The sequence below is a fragment of the Rhizobium sp. WYCCWR 11128 genome (assembly GCF_013416305.1).
Taxonomy (GTDB): Bacteria; Pseudomonadota; Alphaproteobacteria; order Rhizobiales; family Rhizobiaceae; genus Rhizobium; species Rhizobium indicum.
Genome location: NZ_JACCEZ010000013.1, coordinates 74,160 through 92,950, shown reverse-complemented (window position 1 = coordinate 92,950; position 18,791 = coordinate 74,160). Strand labels below are relative to the sequence as shown.

14 protein-coding genes are annotated in these 18,791 nt (G+C 61.8%); 3 read left to right on the top strand and 11 right to left on the bottom strand.

Annotation, left to right across the window (positions count from 1 at the left end; translation table 11 throughout):
• Positions 1-58: 58 nt before the first annotated feature.
• Positions 59-988 (top strand): rhodanese-related sulfurtransferase, encoded by a 930-nt coding sequence (locus HX898_RS28880; RefSeq protein WP_138333274.1) that lies wholly within the window; start codon positions 59-61, stop codon positions 986-988.
• Positions 989-1,006: 18 nt separating this feature from the next.
• Here HX898_RS28880 and HX898_RS28875 read toward each other — a convergent pair whose 3' ends face one another.
• The gene (locus HX898_RS28875; protein ID WP_138333272.1) at positions 1,007-3,220 is read right to left on the bottom strand and encodes an EAL domain-containing protein; all 2,214 of its coding nucleotides are present in this window, start codon (positions 3,218-3,220) and stop codon (positions 1,007-1,009) included.
• A gap of 113 nt (positions 3,221-3,333) precedes the next feature.
• On the bottom strand, positions 3,334-4,707 hold the full coding sequence (locus tag HX898_RS28870) for a GH1 family beta-glucosidase (protein ID WP_180196433.1): 1,374 nt from the start codon (positions 4,705-4,707) through the stop codon (positions 3,334-3,336).
• 215 nt (positions 4,708-4,922) lie between these two features.
• Between HX898_RS28870 and HX898_RS28865 the strand changes: the two genes are divergently transcribed.
• The gene (locus HX898_RS28865; protein WP_138333267.1) at positions 4,923-5,327 is read left to right on the top strand and encodes a DoxX family protein; all 405 of its coding nucleotides are present in this window, start codon (positions 4,923-4,925) and stop codon (positions 5,325-5,327) included.
• Between the two features lie 91 nt (positions 5,328-5,418).
• Here HX898_RS28865 and HX898_RS28860 read toward each other — a convergent pair whose 3' ends face one another.
• From HX898_RS28860 to HX898_RS28840, 5 genes are all read right to left on the bottom strand, one after another.
• A complete protein-coding gene (locus HX898_RS28860) occupies positions 5,419-6,606 on the bottom strand; it encodes a Gfo/Idh/MocA family oxidoreductase (protein ID WP_180196432.1) in 1,188 nt (395 codons plus the stop codon).
• Between the two features lie 199 nt (positions 6,607-6,805).
• Complete coding sequence (locus HX898_RS28855; protein ID WP_180196431.1) at positions 6,806-7,861, bottom strand: sugar phosphate isomerase/epimerase; 1,056 nt, start codon at positions 7,859-7,861, stop codon at positions 6,806-6,808.
• 250 nt (positions 7,862-8,111) lie between these two features.
• The gene (locus HX898_RS28850; RefSeq protein ID WP_138333259.1) at positions 8,112-9,059 is read right to left on the bottom strand and encodes a substrate-binding domain-containing protein; all 948 of its coding nucleotides are present in this window, start codon (positions 9,057-9,059) and stop codon (positions 8,112-8,114) included.
• A gap of 83 nt (positions 9,060-9,142) precedes the next feature.
• Complete coding sequence (locus HX898_RS28845) at positions 9,143-10,147, bottom strand: ABC transporter permease (protein ID WP_138390601.1); 1,005 nt, start codon at positions 10,145-10,147, stop codon at positions 9,143-9,145.
• A 77-nt stretch (positions 10,148-10,224) separates the two neighbouring features.
• Positions 10,225-11,751: a sugar ABC transporter ATP-binding protein gene (locus HX898_RS28840; RefSeq protein WP_180196430.1), complete on the bottom strand. Its 1,527-nt coding sequence runs from the start codon at positions 11,749-11,751 to the stop codon at positions 10,225-10,227.
• Positions 11,752-11,921: 170 nt separating this feature from the next.
• Here HX898_RS28840 and HX898_RS28835 point away from each other — a divergent pair, with 170 nt between their 5' ends.
• Entirely contained in the window at positions 11,922-12,953 is a 1,032-nt protein-coding gene (locus tag HX898_RS28835; RefSeq protein WP_180196429.1) for a LacI family DNA-binding transcriptional regulator, read from the top strand.
• A gap of 81 nt (positions 12,954-13,034) precedes the next feature.
• Here the strand turns inward: HX898_RS28835 and xylA are convergent, their stop codons facing one another.
• The 4 genes from xylA to HX898_RS28815 all read right to left on the bottom strand — a co-directional run bounded on the left by xylA (position 13,035) and on the right by HX898_RS28815 (position 18,790).
• A complete protein-coding gene (xylA, locus tag HX898_RS28830; protein WP_138390603.1) occupies positions 13,035-14,345 on the bottom strand; it encodes a xylose isomerase in 1,311 nt (436 codons plus the stop codon).
• A gap of 143 nt (positions 14,346-14,488) precedes the next feature.
• Complete coding sequence (gene xylB, locus HX898_RS28825; protein ID WP_180196428.1) at positions 14,489-15,943, bottom strand: xylulokinase; 1,455 nt, start codon at positions 15,941-15,943, stop codon at positions 14,489-14,491.
• 21 nt (positions 15,944-15,964) lie between these two features.
• A complete protein-coding gene (locus HX898_RS28820; RefSeq protein ID WP_180196427.1) occupies positions 15,965-16,987 on the bottom strand; it encodes a LacI family DNA-binding transcriptional regulator in 1,023 nt (340 codons plus the stop codon).
• Positions 16,988-17,191: 204 nt separating this feature from the next.
• The gene (locus tag HX898_RS28815; protein ID WP_171600688.1) at positions 17,192-18,790 is read right to left on the bottom strand and encodes a DHA2 family efflux MFS transporter permease subunit; all 1,599 of its coding nucleotides are present in this window, start codon (positions 18,788-18,790) and stop codon (positions 17,192-17,194) included.
• Position 18,791: the final 1 nt, after the last annotated feature.

The following is an 18,791-nucleotide window of genomic DNA, read 5'->3' as shown; positions in this document are numbered from 1 at the left end:
AAGGCCGCCACTGGCGAAGGCAATTGCGCGGCCCGCCGATTTTCTGTATTTCCGGCCTATGACCGACAGCCTGACACACACCAGCCCGTTCCTCGTGGCCGCACTCTACCATTTCGTTTCCGTGCCGCGCTTTGCCGACCTGCAGGCGCCGCTGCAGACGCTTTGCGAGGAGAACGGCGTCAAGGGAACGCTGCTTCTGGCGCATGAAGGCATCAACGGCACGATCGCAGGCCCGGATGCCGGCATTCACGCCGTGCTTGCCTTCCTGCGCGCCCAGCCGGAATTTTCGGGCCTGGAGCACAAGGAAAGCCGCGCCTCGAAAATGCCCTTCCTGCGCATGAAGGTGAAGCTGAAGAAGGAAATCGTCACCATGGGCGTCGAAGATATCGACCCCAACAAGGTGGTCGGCACCTACGTGGCGGCCAAGGACTGGAACGCGCTGATTTCCGATCCCGACACCATCGTCATCGACACCCGCAACGACTACGAGACGGCGATCGGAACCTTCCGCGGCGCGCTCGACCCGAAGACCAAGAGCTTCCGTGAGTTTCCGGAATGGGTGCGTCAGAATCCCGGTCTGCACAACAAGCCGAAGGTCGCCATGTACTGCACCGGCGGCATACGCTGCGAAAAGGCCACCGCCTTCATGAAGGCTGAGGGCTTCGACGAGGTCTATCATCTGAAGGGCGGCATCCTGAAATATCTGGAGGAAGTGCCGCAGGAGGAAAGCCTCTGGGATGGCGCCTGCTTCGTCTTCGACGAGCGCGTGTCCGTCGAGCACGGTTTGAAGGAAGGCGAACACCGGCTCTGCCACGCCTGCCGCAACCCGATCACTGCCGAGGAAATGACTTCGCCGCTTTACGAGGAAGGCGTTTCCTGCAGCCACTGCTACGACACGCGCACGGAAGAAGACCGGCTGCGCTACCGCCAGCGTCAGCACCAGATCGCCCTCGCGAAAAAGCGCGGCCAGCGACATATCGGCAGCTGAGCCAAAATTCTGATTGGATCAGCCTGCCGCCTGGATGCGCCGCCGAGCTTCCGGCTCCGCTGCACGTCGCTCGTTCAACATCTCGGTGATGAGGTCTGATGTCACAGGCTTTCCGAACAAATAGCCCTGCAGGCAGTCGCAGCCGAAAAGACGCATGGCTATCGCCTGCTCCTCGGTCTCGATGCCTTCGGCCGTCACCGGAATGTCGAGCGAGCGGGCGAGCGCCACCGTCGCCTGCAGCATCTCGCGCTGGCGTTTGTCGTTGACACCCATGACCAGCGAGCGGTCGATCTTGATGCGGTCGAAGCCGAACTGTCTGAGATAACCGATCGAGGAGAAGCCGGAACCGAAATCGTCGAGCGCCACCTTGACCCCCAGCGCCTTCAACCGTTCGATCGACTGGCGGGTGCGCTGCGGATTCTGGATCATGTAGCCTTCGGTGATCTCGAGCGTGATGCGGCCGGCCTCGATCTCCGTCTGCTTCAGCACGTAGCGCACATAGTCGGTAAAGGCGGGATTGCGGAACTGGCCGGGCGAGACGTTGACCGACACATTGAGGTCCGGCCATTGCTTGGCCGTCTCGCAGGCTTTGCGCAGCACGAACAAGCCGAGCGATTCGATGAGGCCGCTGGTCTCGGCGATCGGGATGAACAGCTCGGGCGAAACAGGGCCATGGCCTGGGCGGTTCCAGCGCACCAGCGCCTCGACACCGGTCATCGCATGCGTCGCCGCATCGATCAGCGGCTGGTAGGCGAGCGTCAGGTCGCCGCTTTCGATGGCGATCCGGAGATCCAGCTCCAGCGCATTGCGCTGCTCTCGATCGGCGTCCATCGACGGATCGTAGAGCGTCATGCGCGCGCGGCCGGCCTCCTTCGCCTTGTACATGGCAAGGTCGGAACGGCGCACCAGCTCCTCACGCCCGATCGTCCCGGAAGGCGACATGGCAATGCCGATGCTTGCCCCGACGACGACGACACGGCGACCGATCTCCAGCGGCTCGACAAGAAAATCGAGGATCTGCTCGGCAAGCTGCAGGGCGGCGGCATTCTCGCTGTCGGAGAGAAAGGCGATGGCAAATTCATCGCCGCCGATGCGGGCGAGAACCGCACCTTGCGGAATGAGCACAGCGAGCCCGGCCGCGACCGCCCGGATCAACTGGTCGCCGGTGCCGTGGCCATAGCTGTCATTGACTTCCTTGAAGCCATCGAGGTCGAGATAGAGAAGCAGCACGTTGCGCTTGGTCTGGCGTGCTTCGACGACAAAACGATCGACGGCGAGCCCGAGACCGTCGCGATTGGAAAGGCCGCTCAGCCTGTCGCGCAGCGCCTCCTCGCGAGCGCTGTTTTCCTCCGCCTTCAGGCGGCGGCCGGCAAGCCAGCCGATGACCAGCAGCACCACGAAGAACAATCCGACGAGGCCGAGCGCCTGGATGACCATCGGCCGCACCTGCGCATAGCCGATATCGCCGGGTGAACGCGAGATCCACACGAGCTTGCCGAGCGTTGCCCCCGTCGGATCGACGATCGGGACGAGGTAGTCGGCCGCAAAACTCGGCGGCGCCAGCCTCAGCCCGCCGATGACATAGGTCTGGCCGAGAGCGGTCACCCTGTCGTCATCGAGATGGCGGGCGAAAACGAGATAGCGCTGCTGGCCGGCGGGCACATCCAGCGCACCGGACTTTTTCCGGACCAATGCCACACCGACGGCGGCTATGCCCCGTTTGGTGGTGACGAAACCGATCGCCTGAGGACGATCGGCCTGGCCGGCCGCCTTCACCGTGTCGAAGAGGGTCCAGAGCGAAGGCGCGAAGAAATCCGTGAGCGACTCCGCCATCGGTTTGCCATCGCGATACGCCATGATCGCCTTCTTCTCGGCATCGATGACGATCGCCATGTCGAAAAGCGAACTGTTGACCGACATCTCGCCGTAGTTGCTCACCGTCCAGGCCATACCGTCGGCTGCGTAGACGTTGACGGCGGCGTCATCCCAGGCGGCGTAATCGTCAAGCGTCGCGCCGAGCTGATCCTCGAAGGTCTTCAACGCGCCGATCGTCGTTTCGCGCGAGCGCTCGTCATCGAGAACATTGGAATTTTCGGCCACACGTTCAAGCGCCGTCAGCACCATGATGGTGACGACTGCGACGATGACCGCGAAGGAGAAAAGCACGCCCGTGACGGTGATGTGACGGCCTATTCCCGATCCCTTGCTCTGCGACTTTCCGGCTGTCTGCATTACGACTCCCTGACCGTCGGACTTTGCCAGCCAAGGGTTCAAAAACGTTTAAGCAACCGGCTGTTGCAGGCTTCTGACGAGCTATTTTTGTGTCGCCGCCTGAGGACGCGCCCCTAACCCGGCTTGTGATTGCCCTTCGGGAATTTGGCCGCAAGTTCGCGATACCATTTGCCGCTCTTTTTTACCGTGCGTACCTGGGTCTCATAATCGACATGGACGAGACCGAAGCGCATGCGGTAGCCTTCCGCCCATTCGAAATTGTCCATCAGGCTCCAGGCGAAATAGCCGCGTAGGGGATAGCCGTCCTTGACGAGGCCGGCAACGATTTCGAGGTGATCGCCGACATAGTCGAGGCGCATCGTATCGTCGACCTCGCCGTCGACGACATCGGTGTTGTCGCAGGCGCCATTCTCGGTGATGTAGCATTCCGGCAGCTCGTAGCGGCGGTAGAGGTCCTCGACCGAGAGCTTCAGGCCCGGCGCATAGATTTCCCAGCCGATATCGGTCTTGACGTCGCTTGCCGGCGGCGCTTCCACCGTCCAGGGGAAATCGCCTTTGCGTTCGGCATCGTCGGTGACCCGCTCGGGCTTATAATAGTTCAGGCCCCACCAATCGAGTTTCTGGCTGATGAGCTTCAGGTCGCCATCCTCGATGACGGGCATGCGGTCGCCGAGCGCCGCGATGAATTCCTGCGGATATTCACCCTTGAAGACGGGATCGAAGAAAGCGCCGTTGTGGAACTGATGCGCACGCTCGCCGGCGGCAAGATCGGCTGGGCTATCGGAGCCAGGAATGATCGAGGCGGCATTGAGGACAAGCCCGACCGGCACGTTGGGGGCTTCCGAGCGGATCGCCTCGACGCCGAGACCGTGGGCAAGGTTCATGTAATGCATGGCATGAAGGGCGGCCTGCATGTTGCGCTCGCCGGGAGCATGGATGCCGTAGAGGTGGCTGAGCCAGACGATGCACCAGGGTTCGTTGAAGGTCGCGACCCGGTCGAGGCGATCGCCAAGGCGGCTCATCACCGTCTTGGCATAGCGCTGAAACGCATAGGCAGTCGAGCGCGCAGTCCAGCCGCCCTCGCCGGCGAGCAACAGAGGCAGGTCCCAATGGTAGAGCGTCGCAAAGGTCTTGATGCCGCGCGCCTTGCAGCCGTCAACCAGCCGGTCGTAGAAATCGAGGCCGGCCTCGTTCACCGGACCCGTACCGTCGGGGATAATGCGCGGCCAAGCGATCGAGAACCGGTAGGCTTCGACACCCATCTCCTTGATGAGATCGAGGTCCTGCTCCAGGCGATTATAGTGATCGCAGGCGATATCGCCGTTATCGCGATTATGGACACGGCCGGGCATATTGCAGAAAGCATCCCAGATGGATGGCTTGCGGCCATCGGCCTTGCTGGCGCCTTCGATCTGGAAGGCGGCGGTGGCGACGCCGAAGGTGAAGTCGCCGGGAAAGCGCTCTGCGAGTTTCTTCGGATCGATCATCTGTAAATCCTATCTCTAGGTTGAGGCCGTTTGCCGGGATTTAGCCAAGCGTGAAGGCAAAGTACAGGTCGGCGTCGAGAAAAACTGCAACGTTGCAGGAAACGCCTACTTCTCCACCCTCCCCCACTCATAACGGCAATGTCAGCAGTCGTGACTTGCTGTTGGGACCACGACCTTTACACGGGAAATGGCATCACAAATATGAAAGGAATCCAATGCTGTCTTCGATCCATCTGCTGCAGCCCCATCTGCTGAGCTTGCTGCGCATTGTCTCGTCGCTTGTGCTTTTCAGCTACGGAACGCAGAAGATTTTGCATTTTCCGATTGCGGCAAGCGTGCCGCCCGTCGGCTCGCTTTCCTGGGTTGCTGGGCTTATCGAACTCACGCTCGGCTTCCTGGTCCTGGTGGGATTCCAGACCCGTATCGCAGCCTTCGTGCTCTCGGGCCTGATGGCCTTCGCCTATTTCATCGGGCATGCGTCGAAGGGCATCTATCCCGCCCAGAACGGCGGCGTGGCGGCAATCCTGTTCTGCTTCGTGTTTCTTTATCTGGTGGCGGCAGGTGCCGGACCGTTGAGCGTCGACAACCTGCTAAAGCGTGGCCGCACTGCAGCGGCCTGATCAGAAATAAAACAAAAACGCCGAGGCGACTTCAGACGAGGTCGCCTCGGCGTTTTTCATTGGGCGACGGCAATGACGCGGATCATTAAATTCAGAGCTTGACCCAGGCGCCATTCTTCTTCGAAGACGCGACGCAGGCTTCGACGAAGGCCACACCCTTCACGCCGTCATCGACGGTGGGGTAGACCACTGCCTTGTCGACGGCCTTGCCCTTCTTGCGGGCGTTGATCGCATGCGCGGCTTCGGTATAGATCGTCGCAAAGGCTTCGAGATAACCTTCCGGATGCCCTGATGGCACGCGCGTGACACGACCGGCAGCAGCGCCTGAACCGGCGCCGCCCCGGGTGATCAGCCGCTTCGACTCGCCGAACGGCGTGTACCACAAGTAGTTTGGGTCCTTCTGGGTCCATTCCAGCCCGCCCTTGGTACCGTAGACGCGCACCATCAGGCCATTTTCATGGCCGGGCGCCACCTGGCTGCACCAGAGCATGCCCTTGGCCGGCTTCTCAGAGCCCTTCGCCTTGAAGCGCAGCATGACATGCGCATTATCGTCCAGCCGGCGGCCCGGAACGAAACTGTCGAGATCGGCGGCGAGGCTGTCGAGCTCCAGGCCGGTGATGAAGGCGGCGAGATTATAGGCATGCGTGCCGATATCGCCGGTCGAGCCGCCGACGCCGGACTGCGCCGGATCGGTGCGCCAGGCGGCCTGCTTCTGGCCGGTTTGTTCAACCGCTTCCGTCAACCAGTCCTGCGGATATTCGGCCTGGACGACGCGGATGTCGCCGAGTTCGCCATTCGCGATCATCTCGCGCGCCTGGCGCACCATCGGATAGCCGGTGTAATTATGCGTCAGCACGAAGAGCGCCCCGCTCTCGTCGGCGACCTTCTTCAGCTTCTTCGCATCGGCAAGGTTGGATGTCAGCGGCTTGTCGCAGATGACATGGATGCCGCGCTTGAGGAATTCCTTGGCCGCATCGTAATGCACATGGTTCGGCGTGACGATCGCCACCGCCTCGATGCCGTTCTTCAGCTTCGCCTCGCGGATCGCCATCTCGCGATAGCTGGAATAGGTCCGCGACGGATCGAGGCCGAGGTCGCGGCCGGATGCGATCGCCTTGTCGGCCGAAGCCGACAGCGCGCCGGCGATGAGATCGTACTGATCGTCGATGCGTGCCGCGATACGGTGCACCGCGCCGATAAACGCGCCCGCGCCGCCGCCCACCATGCCGAGCCGGATGCGCGGCTCGCGTGTCTGTTCGGTTGATGCTTCAATTGCCATTGATTCCTCCTGAAATTAAACTTGGTGCGGATTCGCCCCTCATCCGGCTGCCGCCACCTTCTCCCCGTAAACGGGGCGAAGGGACTGTGTCGCACCCTCTCCGTTCCCCGCTCGCTCTCGCAAGGCACGTCCCCTCTCCCCGTCTTTTACGGGGAGAGGGTTAGGGTGAGGGGCAAGAGCCACCAACCGGTGTGTGCTGTTAAGAAAGCCCCAGCATCCGCCGGTTCGCAGCCTGATCCGTGCCGCTACCGGCAAAATCGTCGAAGGCCTTTTCCGTGACGCGGATGATATGGGCGGCGACGAATTCGGCGCCTTCGCGGGCGCCGTCTTCCGGATGCTTCAGCGCGCATTCCCATTCGACCACGGCCCAGCCGTCGAAATTATTCGCCGTCATCTTCGAGAACACCGCGCCGAAATCGACTTGGCCGTCGCCGAGCGAACGGAACCGGCCGGCGCGTTCGACCCAACCTTGATAGCCACCGTAGACGCCCTGGCGCCCGGTCGGATTGAACTCCGCATCCTTGACGTGGAACATCTTGATGCGGTCCTTGTAGATGTCGATGTTGTCGAGATAATCGAGGCACTGCAGGACGTAGTGCGAGGGATCGTAGAGCATGTTGGCGCGCGGATGGTTCTTCACCCGCTCCAGGAACATCTCGAAGGTGATGCCGTCATGCAGGTCCTCGCCGGGGTGGATCTCGTAGCAGACGTCGATGCCGTTCTCGTCCGCATGGTTGAGGATCGGCGTCCAGCGACGGGCGAGTTCGTCGAAGGCAGTCTCGACCAGACCGGCAGGACGCTGCGGCCAGGGATAGATGAAGGGCCAGGCAAGCGCGCCGGAGAAGGTCGCATGCGCCTTGAGCCCGAGGTTTTTGGATGCCGTCAGCGCCATCTTGACCTGCTCGACTGCCCATTCCTGACGCGCCTTCGGATTGCCGCGCACCTCCGGTGCAGCGAACCCGTCGAAGGCTTCGTCATAGGCCGGGTGAACGGCGACGAGCTGGCCTTGCAGGTGAGTGGAGAGTTCGGTGATCTCGATGCCGTTTTCGCGAGCCTTGCCGGCGAGTTCGTCGCAATAGGCCTTGGACGTGGCAGCCTTCTTCAGATCGATCAGCTGGCTGGCCCAGGTCGGCACCTGGACGCCCTTGTAACCGATGTCGGCCGCCCATTTGGTGATCGCGTCCCAAGAGTTGAAAGGAGCAGTATCGCCCGCGAACTGGCCAAGGAAAAGGCCGGGGCCCTTGATCGTCTTCATGTCAGATTCCTCCCTGAATATCGACCGTAAACGTTTCTGAGATGTTGTAGCACGCTATTTGGCGGGAGCAAGGCGCCTCCTCGCCCTTGGCTCGTGATTTGGCGCGAGGCCAGATGCGATATGGCTGCGAGCTAATCACGATGGGCTTTGGCGGGCAAGAGGTACGTGCAGCATTTTCGGCCAGCCACTGTATGGAAGCATAAAAAATGCGCCCATCCTTTCGAATGGGCGCATGTCTCAAGTCGATGGATTAGAACGGCGAATCCGGGAAATAGAAGTCCTTGGCATTCTCCTTGGTGACGAGCGTCGCATCGAGAATGTAGCTGCCATGAACCGGGACCTGATCGTAGAGGGCTGCCGCCGTCAGCTCCATCGCCGTGCCGACCATTGCCGGCGGATAGAGAACGTCGACCGGGATCAGCTTGTCGCCGTCCATGACCTTCTTGACCATGTCCTTGGAGCCGGCGCCGGCGACGACATACTTGATGTCGGTGCGCTTGGCCTGCTCGATCGCCTGCAGTACGCCGACGGCCATGTCATCATCCTGGCACCATACGACGTCGATCTTCTGGTACTTGGTCAGGTAGTCCTGCATGACCTTGAAGGCATCGTCGCGGTTCCAGTTGCCGTATTGGCGGTCGAGAACCTTGACGTTCGAGCCGGCAATGCCCTTGTCGAAGCCGTCCTGGCGCTGCTGGTCGATCGGGATCGGCAGACCGCGGATGATCACCACTTCAGCGTCCGGCGTCGTGTCCTTGATGTACTTGCCGGCGACTTCGCCGAGAGCCGGATTGTTGCCGGCGACATAAAGGTCGCGCACGGAATTGTCGTTGTTGCTCGGCGCACGGTCGACGAGGGCGACGAACTTGCCCTTGCCCTTGACTTCCTTGATGGCATTGACGAGCGGATCCGGATCCGACGGCAGGATGACGAGGGCGTCGATGCCCTGCGTGTCGAGATCCTGCACCGCGTTGGCCTGGCTTGCAGCGTCCGGCGAGGTCTTGACGATGACATTGAGACCGGGATGTTCGGCCATCAGCAGCTTGGCGACACGTTCGGCATGGAACACGACGCCCGACGTCCAACCGTGGTCGGCGGCTGGAATGGATACGCCGATCGTGAATTTCTTGTCCTGGGCGTGAGCGACGCCGGCGAACGTCACCGCCGCAACCGCCAGGCCCAACATCAATTTACGCATTCTATTTCCTCCCAATAACTTCAGGGACTTTTCCATACGGGACCGGACGCCCTGTAAGCCCGGTCAATTCATGATTTGCCAATTTATGATTTACGCACCAGCGAGCGCTGGACGAACATGGCGATGATGATGATCGCACCCTGGATGGCGCCGATCAGATACTCGCTGATGAAATTCGAAAGCAGCATGATGTTGCCGACGAGTTCGAGAATGAAGGCGCCGCAGATCGTGCCCCAGACCCTGCCCGCGCCGCCCTTCAGCGCGGTACCACCGACGACGACGGCCGTAATCGCCTGCAGTTCCCACAGGATGCCCGTCGTCGCCGACGTCGAGCCGAGACGGGGAACGTAGAGCAACACGGCAATGGCGACGCACAGCCCCTGGATGACGAAGGCGATCGTCCTGACGCGATTGACCGCGATGCCCGAATAGCGAGCGACATCGCTGTTCGATCCGACCGCGACGACATGGCGCCCGTAGCGGGTGCGATAGAGGATGAAGGCCGCAACCGCCGTCACCGCCAAAATCACCGCAATCGGCACCGGCACGCCGGCGATATTGCCGAAATAAGCCGGACGATAGAGCGTCTGGATATCGGCGGAGCGAAGCGTGATCGCGCCGCCCTGCGACAGCCATGTCGTCAGGCCGCGATAGATGCCCATTGTGCCGAGCGTCGCGATGAAGGGCTCGATCCTGCCCACCGTCGTGATCAGGCCGTTCGCCAGGCCGCAAAGCGCACCGGCGACGATCGTGAAGACGGCCGCGACCGTCAGCATCAGGGCCGGGTTTTCGATGGCGCCCGAATTCATCAGCAGGATCATCAGGCTGGCGACGAAGGCCACCATCGAGCCGACCGACAGGTCGAGATCGCCTGCAGATATCACGAAGGTCGCACCGACCGCGATGATGGCGATGAAGGCGCTGCGTGTCGCGACATTGGCAAGGTTGGTGATGCCGATGAAATTAGGATTGACCAGGGCTCCGACGATCAGCAGCAGTGCCAGGGCGACAAAAGGCGCGACTGCACGCAGGTCGACATCCCGCCAGGATCGGCGCCGGATTTCCCTGGTCTCCTCGTTGACACTCATTTCCAAAACCAACCTCCCGCCCCATATTTTCTGGGCATCTTATGTGTCGTCCTGATCGGCGAAGCCTGCTTCAGCCCTCAGGCGGCCGCCTTCTTCTTGAGCCCGGCGGCGTAACGCATGATCTCCTGCTCGGAAATCTCGTCTCCCTCGAGCACGCCGACGATACGCCCTTCGCGCATCACCGCCACTCTGGTGCAGAGGCCGATGACCTCCGGCATCTCCGACGACACGACGATGATCGACCGGCCGTCCCGGGCGAGTGCCGAGATGAAATGATAGATCTGCTGCTTGGTGCCGACATCGATGCCGCGCGTCGGCTCGTCGATGATGATGATGTCAGGCTCGGTCTCCATGACCTTGGCAAGCAGCAGCTTCTGCTGGTTCCCACCCGACATGCGGCCGGCGACGATATTGCCGTCACGAACCCTGATGTCGAAGCGGCGCTTGGCCTTTGCCATTGCGGCCGCTTCACTGCCCGGGCTGAGATAGCCGTGACGAGCATGCCTTCCGAGCGATTGCAGTGTCAGATTGGTCACCATGCCGGAGCGCAGCAGCAGGCCTTTCGACTTGCGGTCCTTGGTCATATAGGCGAGCCCGCAGCGATTGGCGGCATGCACGTCGCCGGAGGGAACCGTTTCCCCCTTGATGATCACCTCGCCCTCGATACGGGTCCGCAACCCGGCGATCGCTTCCATCAGCTCGGTGCGACCAGAGCCGATCATGCCTGAAAAACCGATGATCTCGCCCTTGCGCACCTCGAAGCTCGCATCCTTCACATAGCCCGTCGACACCGAGGCGACGCTGAGGACGATTTCCTCGTCGACATCAGGCTCGACCTTGGCGGGATAGAGGCTGGAAAGTTCGCGACCGACCATCAACTGCGCGATCGATTCCCCGTCCAGAATGGATGTCGGCGATGTCTTGATCCACTGGCCATCCCGCAGCACGGTGACGCGGTCGGTCAACTCCATCACCTCGTCGAGCTTGTGGGACACGAAGACGAAGCTGGTACCCTGGTCGCGCAGCTTGCGAACCTGCTTGAACAGCATACTGGTCTCTTCCCGCGACAGCACGGCGGTCGGCTCGTCCATGAACACCACCCGCGCGTCGCGGCTGATTGCCTTGGCGATTTCGACCATCTGCTTGTCGGCGATGGAAAGCGTGCTGATCAGCGCATTCTCATCGACATGCGAACCGAGCACGTCGAGAACCTTGCGGGTCTCCGACCGCATATATTTGCGGTCAAGCACGCCGAAGCGCGTGACTTCGCGCCCAAGGAACAGGCTCTCCGTCACGGTCAGATGGTCGGCGAGGTTGAATTCCTGGTGGATGATGACGATGCCGAGCGCCTCGGCGGCGCCGTTGGGCGGCAGGACGACGGGCTTCCCATCGAGCAGGATTTCGCCGGAACTCGGCTGTTCGAAACCGGACAAAACTTTGACAAGCGTGGACTTGCCGGCGCCGTTTTCACCCATGAGCGCATGGATTTCGCCGGCGCGGAGATCGAAGTTCACGCTGAAGAGGACCTGCACTCCACTGAAGGATTTGCATATGCGCCTGGCGGACAGCACCACGGGTGCGGTGTCGGCGGTCTCCACGGTCATCTGGTCCTCCCCAAAGCGGCTCCCGGTCCGCTCTGGCGCCTTATGTAAACCTTTACATACATCATGTAAAGGTTTACATCGTTGATTTACACAGATCAGTTGAAGCCTGCCTTTGACCTCTCGACAAGTCTGTGTAGTGTCGCGGCGAAGACAGCCCAAGGCAGAGCTCAGTGTCGAATTCCACGCCCGCAACCATCGAAGACGTCGCCCGGATCGCCGAGGTCTCCATCGCGACGGTTTCCCGGGCAATCCACATGCCGGAAAAGGTCGCCAACTCCACGCGGCTCAAGGTCAACCAGGCGATCGCCATCACCGGCTATACGACCAACGCCATGGCGCGCAGCCTGAGGCTCGGCCGCTCCAACATGATCCTTGTGGTAGCGCCCGATATCGGCGATCCCAATTTCTCCAACATTCTCGTCGGGCTGGAGAACGAAGCGCGCGCGCACGGCTACGGCATCCTGATCGGCCACACGCAGAACGACGCCCAGCGCGGTCTCGAATATCTGAAATTCCTAAATTCCAACCAGGCTGCCGGGCTGATCCTCTTCACCGGCATCCTGCCCTTCGGGCATCAGACGATGACCGCGCGGCTGCCGCCGAGCGTCGGCGTTTTCGAGCCCGTCTTCAACGGCGGCATTCCCTATGTCGGCGTCGACGATACCGAGGGCGCTCGCAAAGCGGTGGAGCTGCTGCTGGCCGAAGGGCATCGCAAGATCGCCTTCATCGGCGATTCGCGCACCCGGCTTGCCTATACCAGGCGCCGTATGGGTTACGATGCCGGTCTCGATGCCGCCGGCATCCCGCCCGACAACAGGATCGTGCTGGAAGGCGACGGGACGATCGAAAGCGGGCGGCATGCGGTCGAACAGCTTTTCATGCGCGACACGCTTCCAACCGCCTTCATGTGCGTCAACGACCAGACGGCGATCGGCGTCATGGTCGGGCTCGGCGCGCGAGGCTACGACATTCCGCGGGATTTCTCGGTGACCGGTTTCGACGACGTGCCGCAGGCCGTCTTCATATCCCCACCGCTGACCACGATCCGCCAGCCGAGAACGGCGATCGGCAAGCAGGCAATGGCGCTGCTGCTGGAACTTCTGTCCGATGGCCGGCCGACCGAAACGGAAATCCTGCTGCGGCCGGATCTGGTGGTTCGAAACTCCGTCTCGGCGCCCTCGCGCAACTGGTCGAAACGGTAAACCAATAGAGGCTGAAGGTTTTGCGCCGTCGCCCGCTCGGAGAGGGTTGCGCCGGCGACCAATGGCCGCCGGCGCTGATCGTCAGACGTAACGGTTGACGACGTTCTCCAGCAGTTCCTGCTTGCCCGATCTTGGCTGCGGGTTGACGTCCTTGCTCTCGACCCAATGGGCGATCTCGTCCAGCGAATATTCGCCGCGGAAGAGCTTCTGACTTTCAGCCGAATCCCAGCCGGCATAACGATCGGCGAGCGGCTGCGACAGAGCCTTGTCCTCGATCATCTTGGCGGCGGCCTTCAGGCCGCGAGCGCAGCAATCCATGCCGCCGATATGACCGATCAGCAGATCCGCCGGGTCGAGAGACTGGCGGCGCAGCTTCGAGTCGAAGTTGGTGCCGCCGGTCTTGAAGCCGCCACCAGCCAGAACATGGTAGTAGGCGAGCGCCATTTCGGGAACATTGTTCGGGAACTGGTCGGTATCCCAGCCGGACTGGTAGTCGTTGCGGTTCATGTCGATCGAGCCGAAGATGCCGAGCGCATTGGCAAGCGCCAGCTCGTGCTCGAAGGAGTGGCCGGCAAGGATCGCGTGGCCCTGCTCGATATTGAGCTTCACCTCGTTTTCAAGACCGTGCTTCTTGAGGAAACCATAGACGGTGGCGACGTCGTAATCATACTGGTGCTTGGTCGGCTCCTGCGGCTTCGGCTCGATCAGGATCGTGCCCTTGTAGCCGATCTTATGCTTGTATTCGACAACGAGGTTGAGGAAGCGGCCGAGCTGGTCGAGCTCACGGCCGATATCGGTGTTGAGCAACGTCTCGTAACCTTCGCGGCCGCCCCAAAGCACGTAGTTCTCGCCGCCGAGCTTCTGCGTGGCGTCTATGCAGGTCTTGACCGTCGCAGCAGCGAAAGCAAAGACATCCGGATCCGGATTGGTGGCTGCACCCGACATATAGCGGCGGTGGGAGAAGAGGTTCGCTGTGCCCCAGAGCAGCTTGGTGCCGGTTGCGGCCTGCTTCTCGGCGAAATAATCGACGATCTCGTTGAGGTTTTTGGTGTTTTCGGCAAAGTTCTTGCCTTCCGGACGCACGTCGGCATCGTGGAAGCAGTAATAGGGCGAGCCGAGCAGCGAGAAGAATTCGAAGGCGACGTCAGCCTTGAGCTTGGCGGCCTTCATCGTGTCTTCGAACCAGGGACGCAGGAAAGTCTGACCGCCGAAGGGATCGCCGCCCGGCCAGGTGAAGGTGTGCCAATAGGCCACGGCAAAGCGCAGATGGTCTTCCATGCGCTTGCCCATGACGATCTCGTCCGGCTGGTAATGGCGGAAGGCCAGCGGATTGGTGCTGTCGGGGCCTTCGTATTTTACTTTCTGGATATCGCCGAAAAATCCGGTGCTCATGTTGGTTCTCCTTGGGTTCGTATCTTTTCGAAGTTCTGAATTGTTGGCCTACGCCAGAGCCCCTCATCCGCTTGCCGGCACCTTCTTCCGAGGGGAGAAGGTGGCCCGTAGGGTCGGATGCGGGGGCCGCTGGGCTCCAGTTCTCAATGCGCCAGCGACTTGATCGCCGGGTAAAGCGCCCGATAACGCTTGTAGGCATCCTCGTAAGCGCCGCTGAGTGCCGACGCCGGCTCGATCGTGCCTGCCGTCACCGGCGGCGTGCAGACCGCAATCGGATCCGCGCGCGTTGCCGCAATCAGGCCGAGGCGGGCGGCACCAAAGGCCGCGCCGAAATCGCCGTCAGCCGGCAGGTCGACCGGAACGCCGAGTGCGGTCGCGATCGACGCCAGCCAGTAACGCGAGCGCGAACCGCCGCCGATCGCCGTGACCCGGGATATGTCGGTGCCGGCCGAACGCAGCGCTTCGAGATTGTCGCGGATGGCGAAGGCGACGCCTTCGAGCACCGCCTGGGTAAGAACGACACGGCTGCTTTCATGTTCAAGGCCGATGAAGGCGCCGCGGATGACGGCATCATTATGCGGCGTGCGCTCGCCGGAGAGATAGGGCAGGAAGGTGACGCCGGTGGGAGCCTTCAGCGTCTCGCCGAGTTCGCCGGCGAGATCGGCGGCCGATTTGCCGGTCACGCCGGAATGCCAGTTGAGCGCGTCGGTCGCCGACAGAATGACGCCCATCTGGTGCCAGGTGTTCGGCAGCGCGTGGCAGAAGGCATGCACGGCGCTTTCCGGCTTCGGCAAATAGGAACCGTTGGCGGCAAAAAGCACGCCTGATGTGCCGAGCGAGACGAAGGCGGCGCCATCGCTGACCGTGCCCATGCCGCAGGCCGAGGCCGCATTGTCGCCGGCACCACCCGCAACGACGACATCACCTGATACACCCCATTGCGCCGCCAGTTCGGACCGCAGCTTGCCGGCCTGCTCGGTGCCTTCGACGAGCGCCGGCATCTGCTCCTCGGAAAGGTTGGTGGCGGCCAGCAGTTCGGAGGACCAGGCGCGCTTGCCCGTGTCGAGCCAGGAGGTGCCGGCCGAATCCGACATTTCCGAGATATAGTCGCCGGTCAGCCAGAGACGCAGATAGTCCTTCGGCAGAAGCACCTTGGCGATCTTGGCGAAGACATCGGGCTCATGCTTCTCGATCCAGGCGAGCTTCGGCGCCGTAAAGCCGGGGAAGACGATGTTGCCGGTGAGCGTGCGAAAGCGCGGATCGGCATCGAGTGCTGCGGCCTCGACGTAGCTGCGCGTGTCGTTCCAGAGGATGCACGGGCGCAGCACCTTGTCGGTCGCATCGATGAGCGTTGCGCCATGCATCTGGCCGGAAAGGCCGATGCCCTTGACCGCCGCCAGCTCCTTCGGATGTTTTGCCTTGAGGCCGGCGACAGCCCCTTCCGTGGCGCGCACCCAGTGGGCCGGCTCCTGCTCCGACCAACCGGAATGCGGACGCGACACGTCGAGCGAACCGTTGGCCGAGCCGACGATCTTCTGATCACCGTCGATCAGCATCGCCTTGACGCCGGAGGTTCCGAGATCGAGACCCAGATACATGTGGTATTTCTCCCTTTGCCGTTACGGCAGATTGTCTTTCAGGAATATGTCGAGGCGGATGCGCTCCTGCGCTTCGATGACGGCAAGCCCGTCCGCCTTGGCTTTCAGCACGCGGATGGCGCTACGCACCTCATGGCCGGCATCCTGGTTGAGGATCGCATCGATCGTATTGTCGATCAGTGCTGCGCGCGTATGGGCGGTCAGCTCGTGGGCAATCACGGTCAGTATGCGATCGACGGCCTTCTCCTTCAGCGCCCGGATCAGCCCGCGATTGCCGGCGCCGAGGCTGTAGACGCCAATGATGCTGGCATTCCCGAGCGCGTCGGCAACGAGCCTGTGGGCGACCTCCGGGTCGTCGCGGCCTTCGAGAACCGGCAGGATCGTAAGATCCGGAAATTCCTCGGCCATGACAGCGGTGAAGCCCTCCAGCCGCTCGCGATGGTCTCGCACCAGCATGGAACCGGCGAGCACGGCGATTTCGCCCTTTCGCGGCCCGAGGAATCGTCCGAGCAGGCGGGCGGCTGTGCGGCCGGCGGCGATATTGTCGACGCCGGCATAGTGATGGCGCAGCGACCCCGTGAGATCGGAAACCAGGGTGACGACGGGAAAGCGCTCGCGCACCAGCCTGTCGACGGCGGCGCGTACTTCGGGCGCATCGGTCGCAACCAGCGCAATGCCGCAGGGCTTTTCCCGGGAAAGCTCTTCGAGCACGGAGACGAGGGCGGCCGGATCGAAGGCCGGCACCTCGATGGTGCGGATATCGGTGCGCTCGGCCGACGATCGGAGGACTGCCTGGCGGATCTCGGCATTGAGCCCGTGCATGAAGGAATTATCGCTTGCCGGAAGGATGAAGACCAGCGGATAGGTGCGGCCCTTGGCAAGATTGGCGGCGGCGACGTCTCTGACATAACCGAGCTCGCGGATCGCGGTCTCGACCTTTTCCCGCGTGACGTGGCGCACACCGGGACGTTGGTTGAGAACCCGGTCGACAGTCGCCAGACTGACACCGGCGGCGGCGGCGATATCGTGAACGGTTGGCCTCATCATTCCTCCTGACGAGACCATTAGCGCCAATTTTGATGTACGTAAATCAAAAAATCGAACGGGCGGGTTTCCGCATCGTTTTCCCGGCATGTTCGCTTCGGACCGATCCGGTGGCGATGATCGACCTGATGACATAGCGGCCTGGAAACGGCAAACAAAAAGGCCCTCCGAAGAGGGCCTTTTCAAGGGGCGGCAGGCCGGAGGTCAGTGGCCGCCACCGCCTCCCCCGCCTTGCGGCGCGGGTTTCTTGATCATGGCGACACCGAGGATCATGGCAAGGAAGAGTGCGGTCAGGATCAGGAACACGTCACTGAAGGAAAGAATGATCGCCTGTTTGGTGGCAAGGCCGACCATCTGCTTGATCGCAACCGAGGCGCCATCCATGCCATAGGTGTTGAAGTTGGCGGCCATGTTGTTCATCTGGTCGATCGCTGCCGGATTGCCCCAGTCCATATTCTCCCGCAACCGCTCGTAGTGCACGTCCTGCCGGTTGGTCAGCACGGTATTGATGACGGCAAGGCCGACGGCGCCGCCGAGATTTCTGGTCAGATTGAACAGGCCCGACGCGCCGCGGATGCGCGAGGGCGGCATCGTGCCGAGCGCGATGTTGTTGATCGGCACCATGCACATCATCAGCCCGAAGCCGCGCAGGATCTGCGGGATGAAGAGCTCGTAGAAATCCCAATCCGCCGTCAGATGCATCATGATGAAGGTGCCGGCGGCGAAGCTGACGAAGCCGATCACCATCATCAGGCGCAGATCCATCTTGGTCGACAGCCGGCCGGCGATCGGCGCGGTGAAGAACATCGCAAGCCCGGAGACGAACATCGTCTCGCCGATCATCAGTGAATCATAACCGCGGATGCGCCCGAGATAGACCGGATAGATATAGGTGAGACCATAGAGGCCGATGCCCATGACGAAGGAAAACACCGAGCCGAAGGAGAAATTCCGGTTCGAAAAGGCCTTGAGGTCGACAACGGGGAAATCCACCGTGAAGGCGCGATAGAAGAAGACGATGGCTGCAACGCCGGAGGCAACCGCTGCGATGGTGATGAAACTGTCGTTGAACCAGTCGTTCGAATTGCCCTCTTCGAGCACATATTCCAGCGCGCCAAGGAAGACACCCATCGAGATCAGACCCCACCAGTCGAACTTCTTGAAGAGCGACAGTTCCGGCTTGTCGAAATCGATGAAGTTCCAGGTGACGATCGTGACGATGATGCCGGGCACGATGTTGACGAGGAACAGCCAGTGCCAGGAAAAGGCATGGCTGAGATAACCGCCGACGGTCGGGCCGATGGTCGGCGCCAGCGTCGCAATCAAGCCGATGATCGGCGAGACGATGCTGCGCTTCGACGGCGGGAAGATGGTGAAGGCTGCCGCAAACACCGACGGGATCATGCCGCCGCCGATGAAGCCCTGGATGACCCGGTAGACGATCATCTGGTCGATATTCGTCGCCGTCGCGGCAAGCGCGCTCGCCATGGTGAAGCCGGCGGCCGAGATCGCGAAAAGATAGCGCGTCGAGATGATGCGCGCCAGCGTACCCGAAAGCGGGATCATGATCACTTCTGCGATCAGATAGGACGTCTGCACCCAGCCGATCTCGTCGCTGCCGGCCGAAAGGCCGGCCTGGATCTCCGCAAGCGAGGCCGAGACGATCTGGATGTCGAGGATCGACATGAACATGCCGAGCACCATCGCGAAGAAGGCGATGAGCTTCTTCGGATCCATGCGCTCGTCGGCATGGGCGGGTGCCGTCGGCATCGTTCCCGCCGTTGCTGTCGCGCTCCCGGCCATC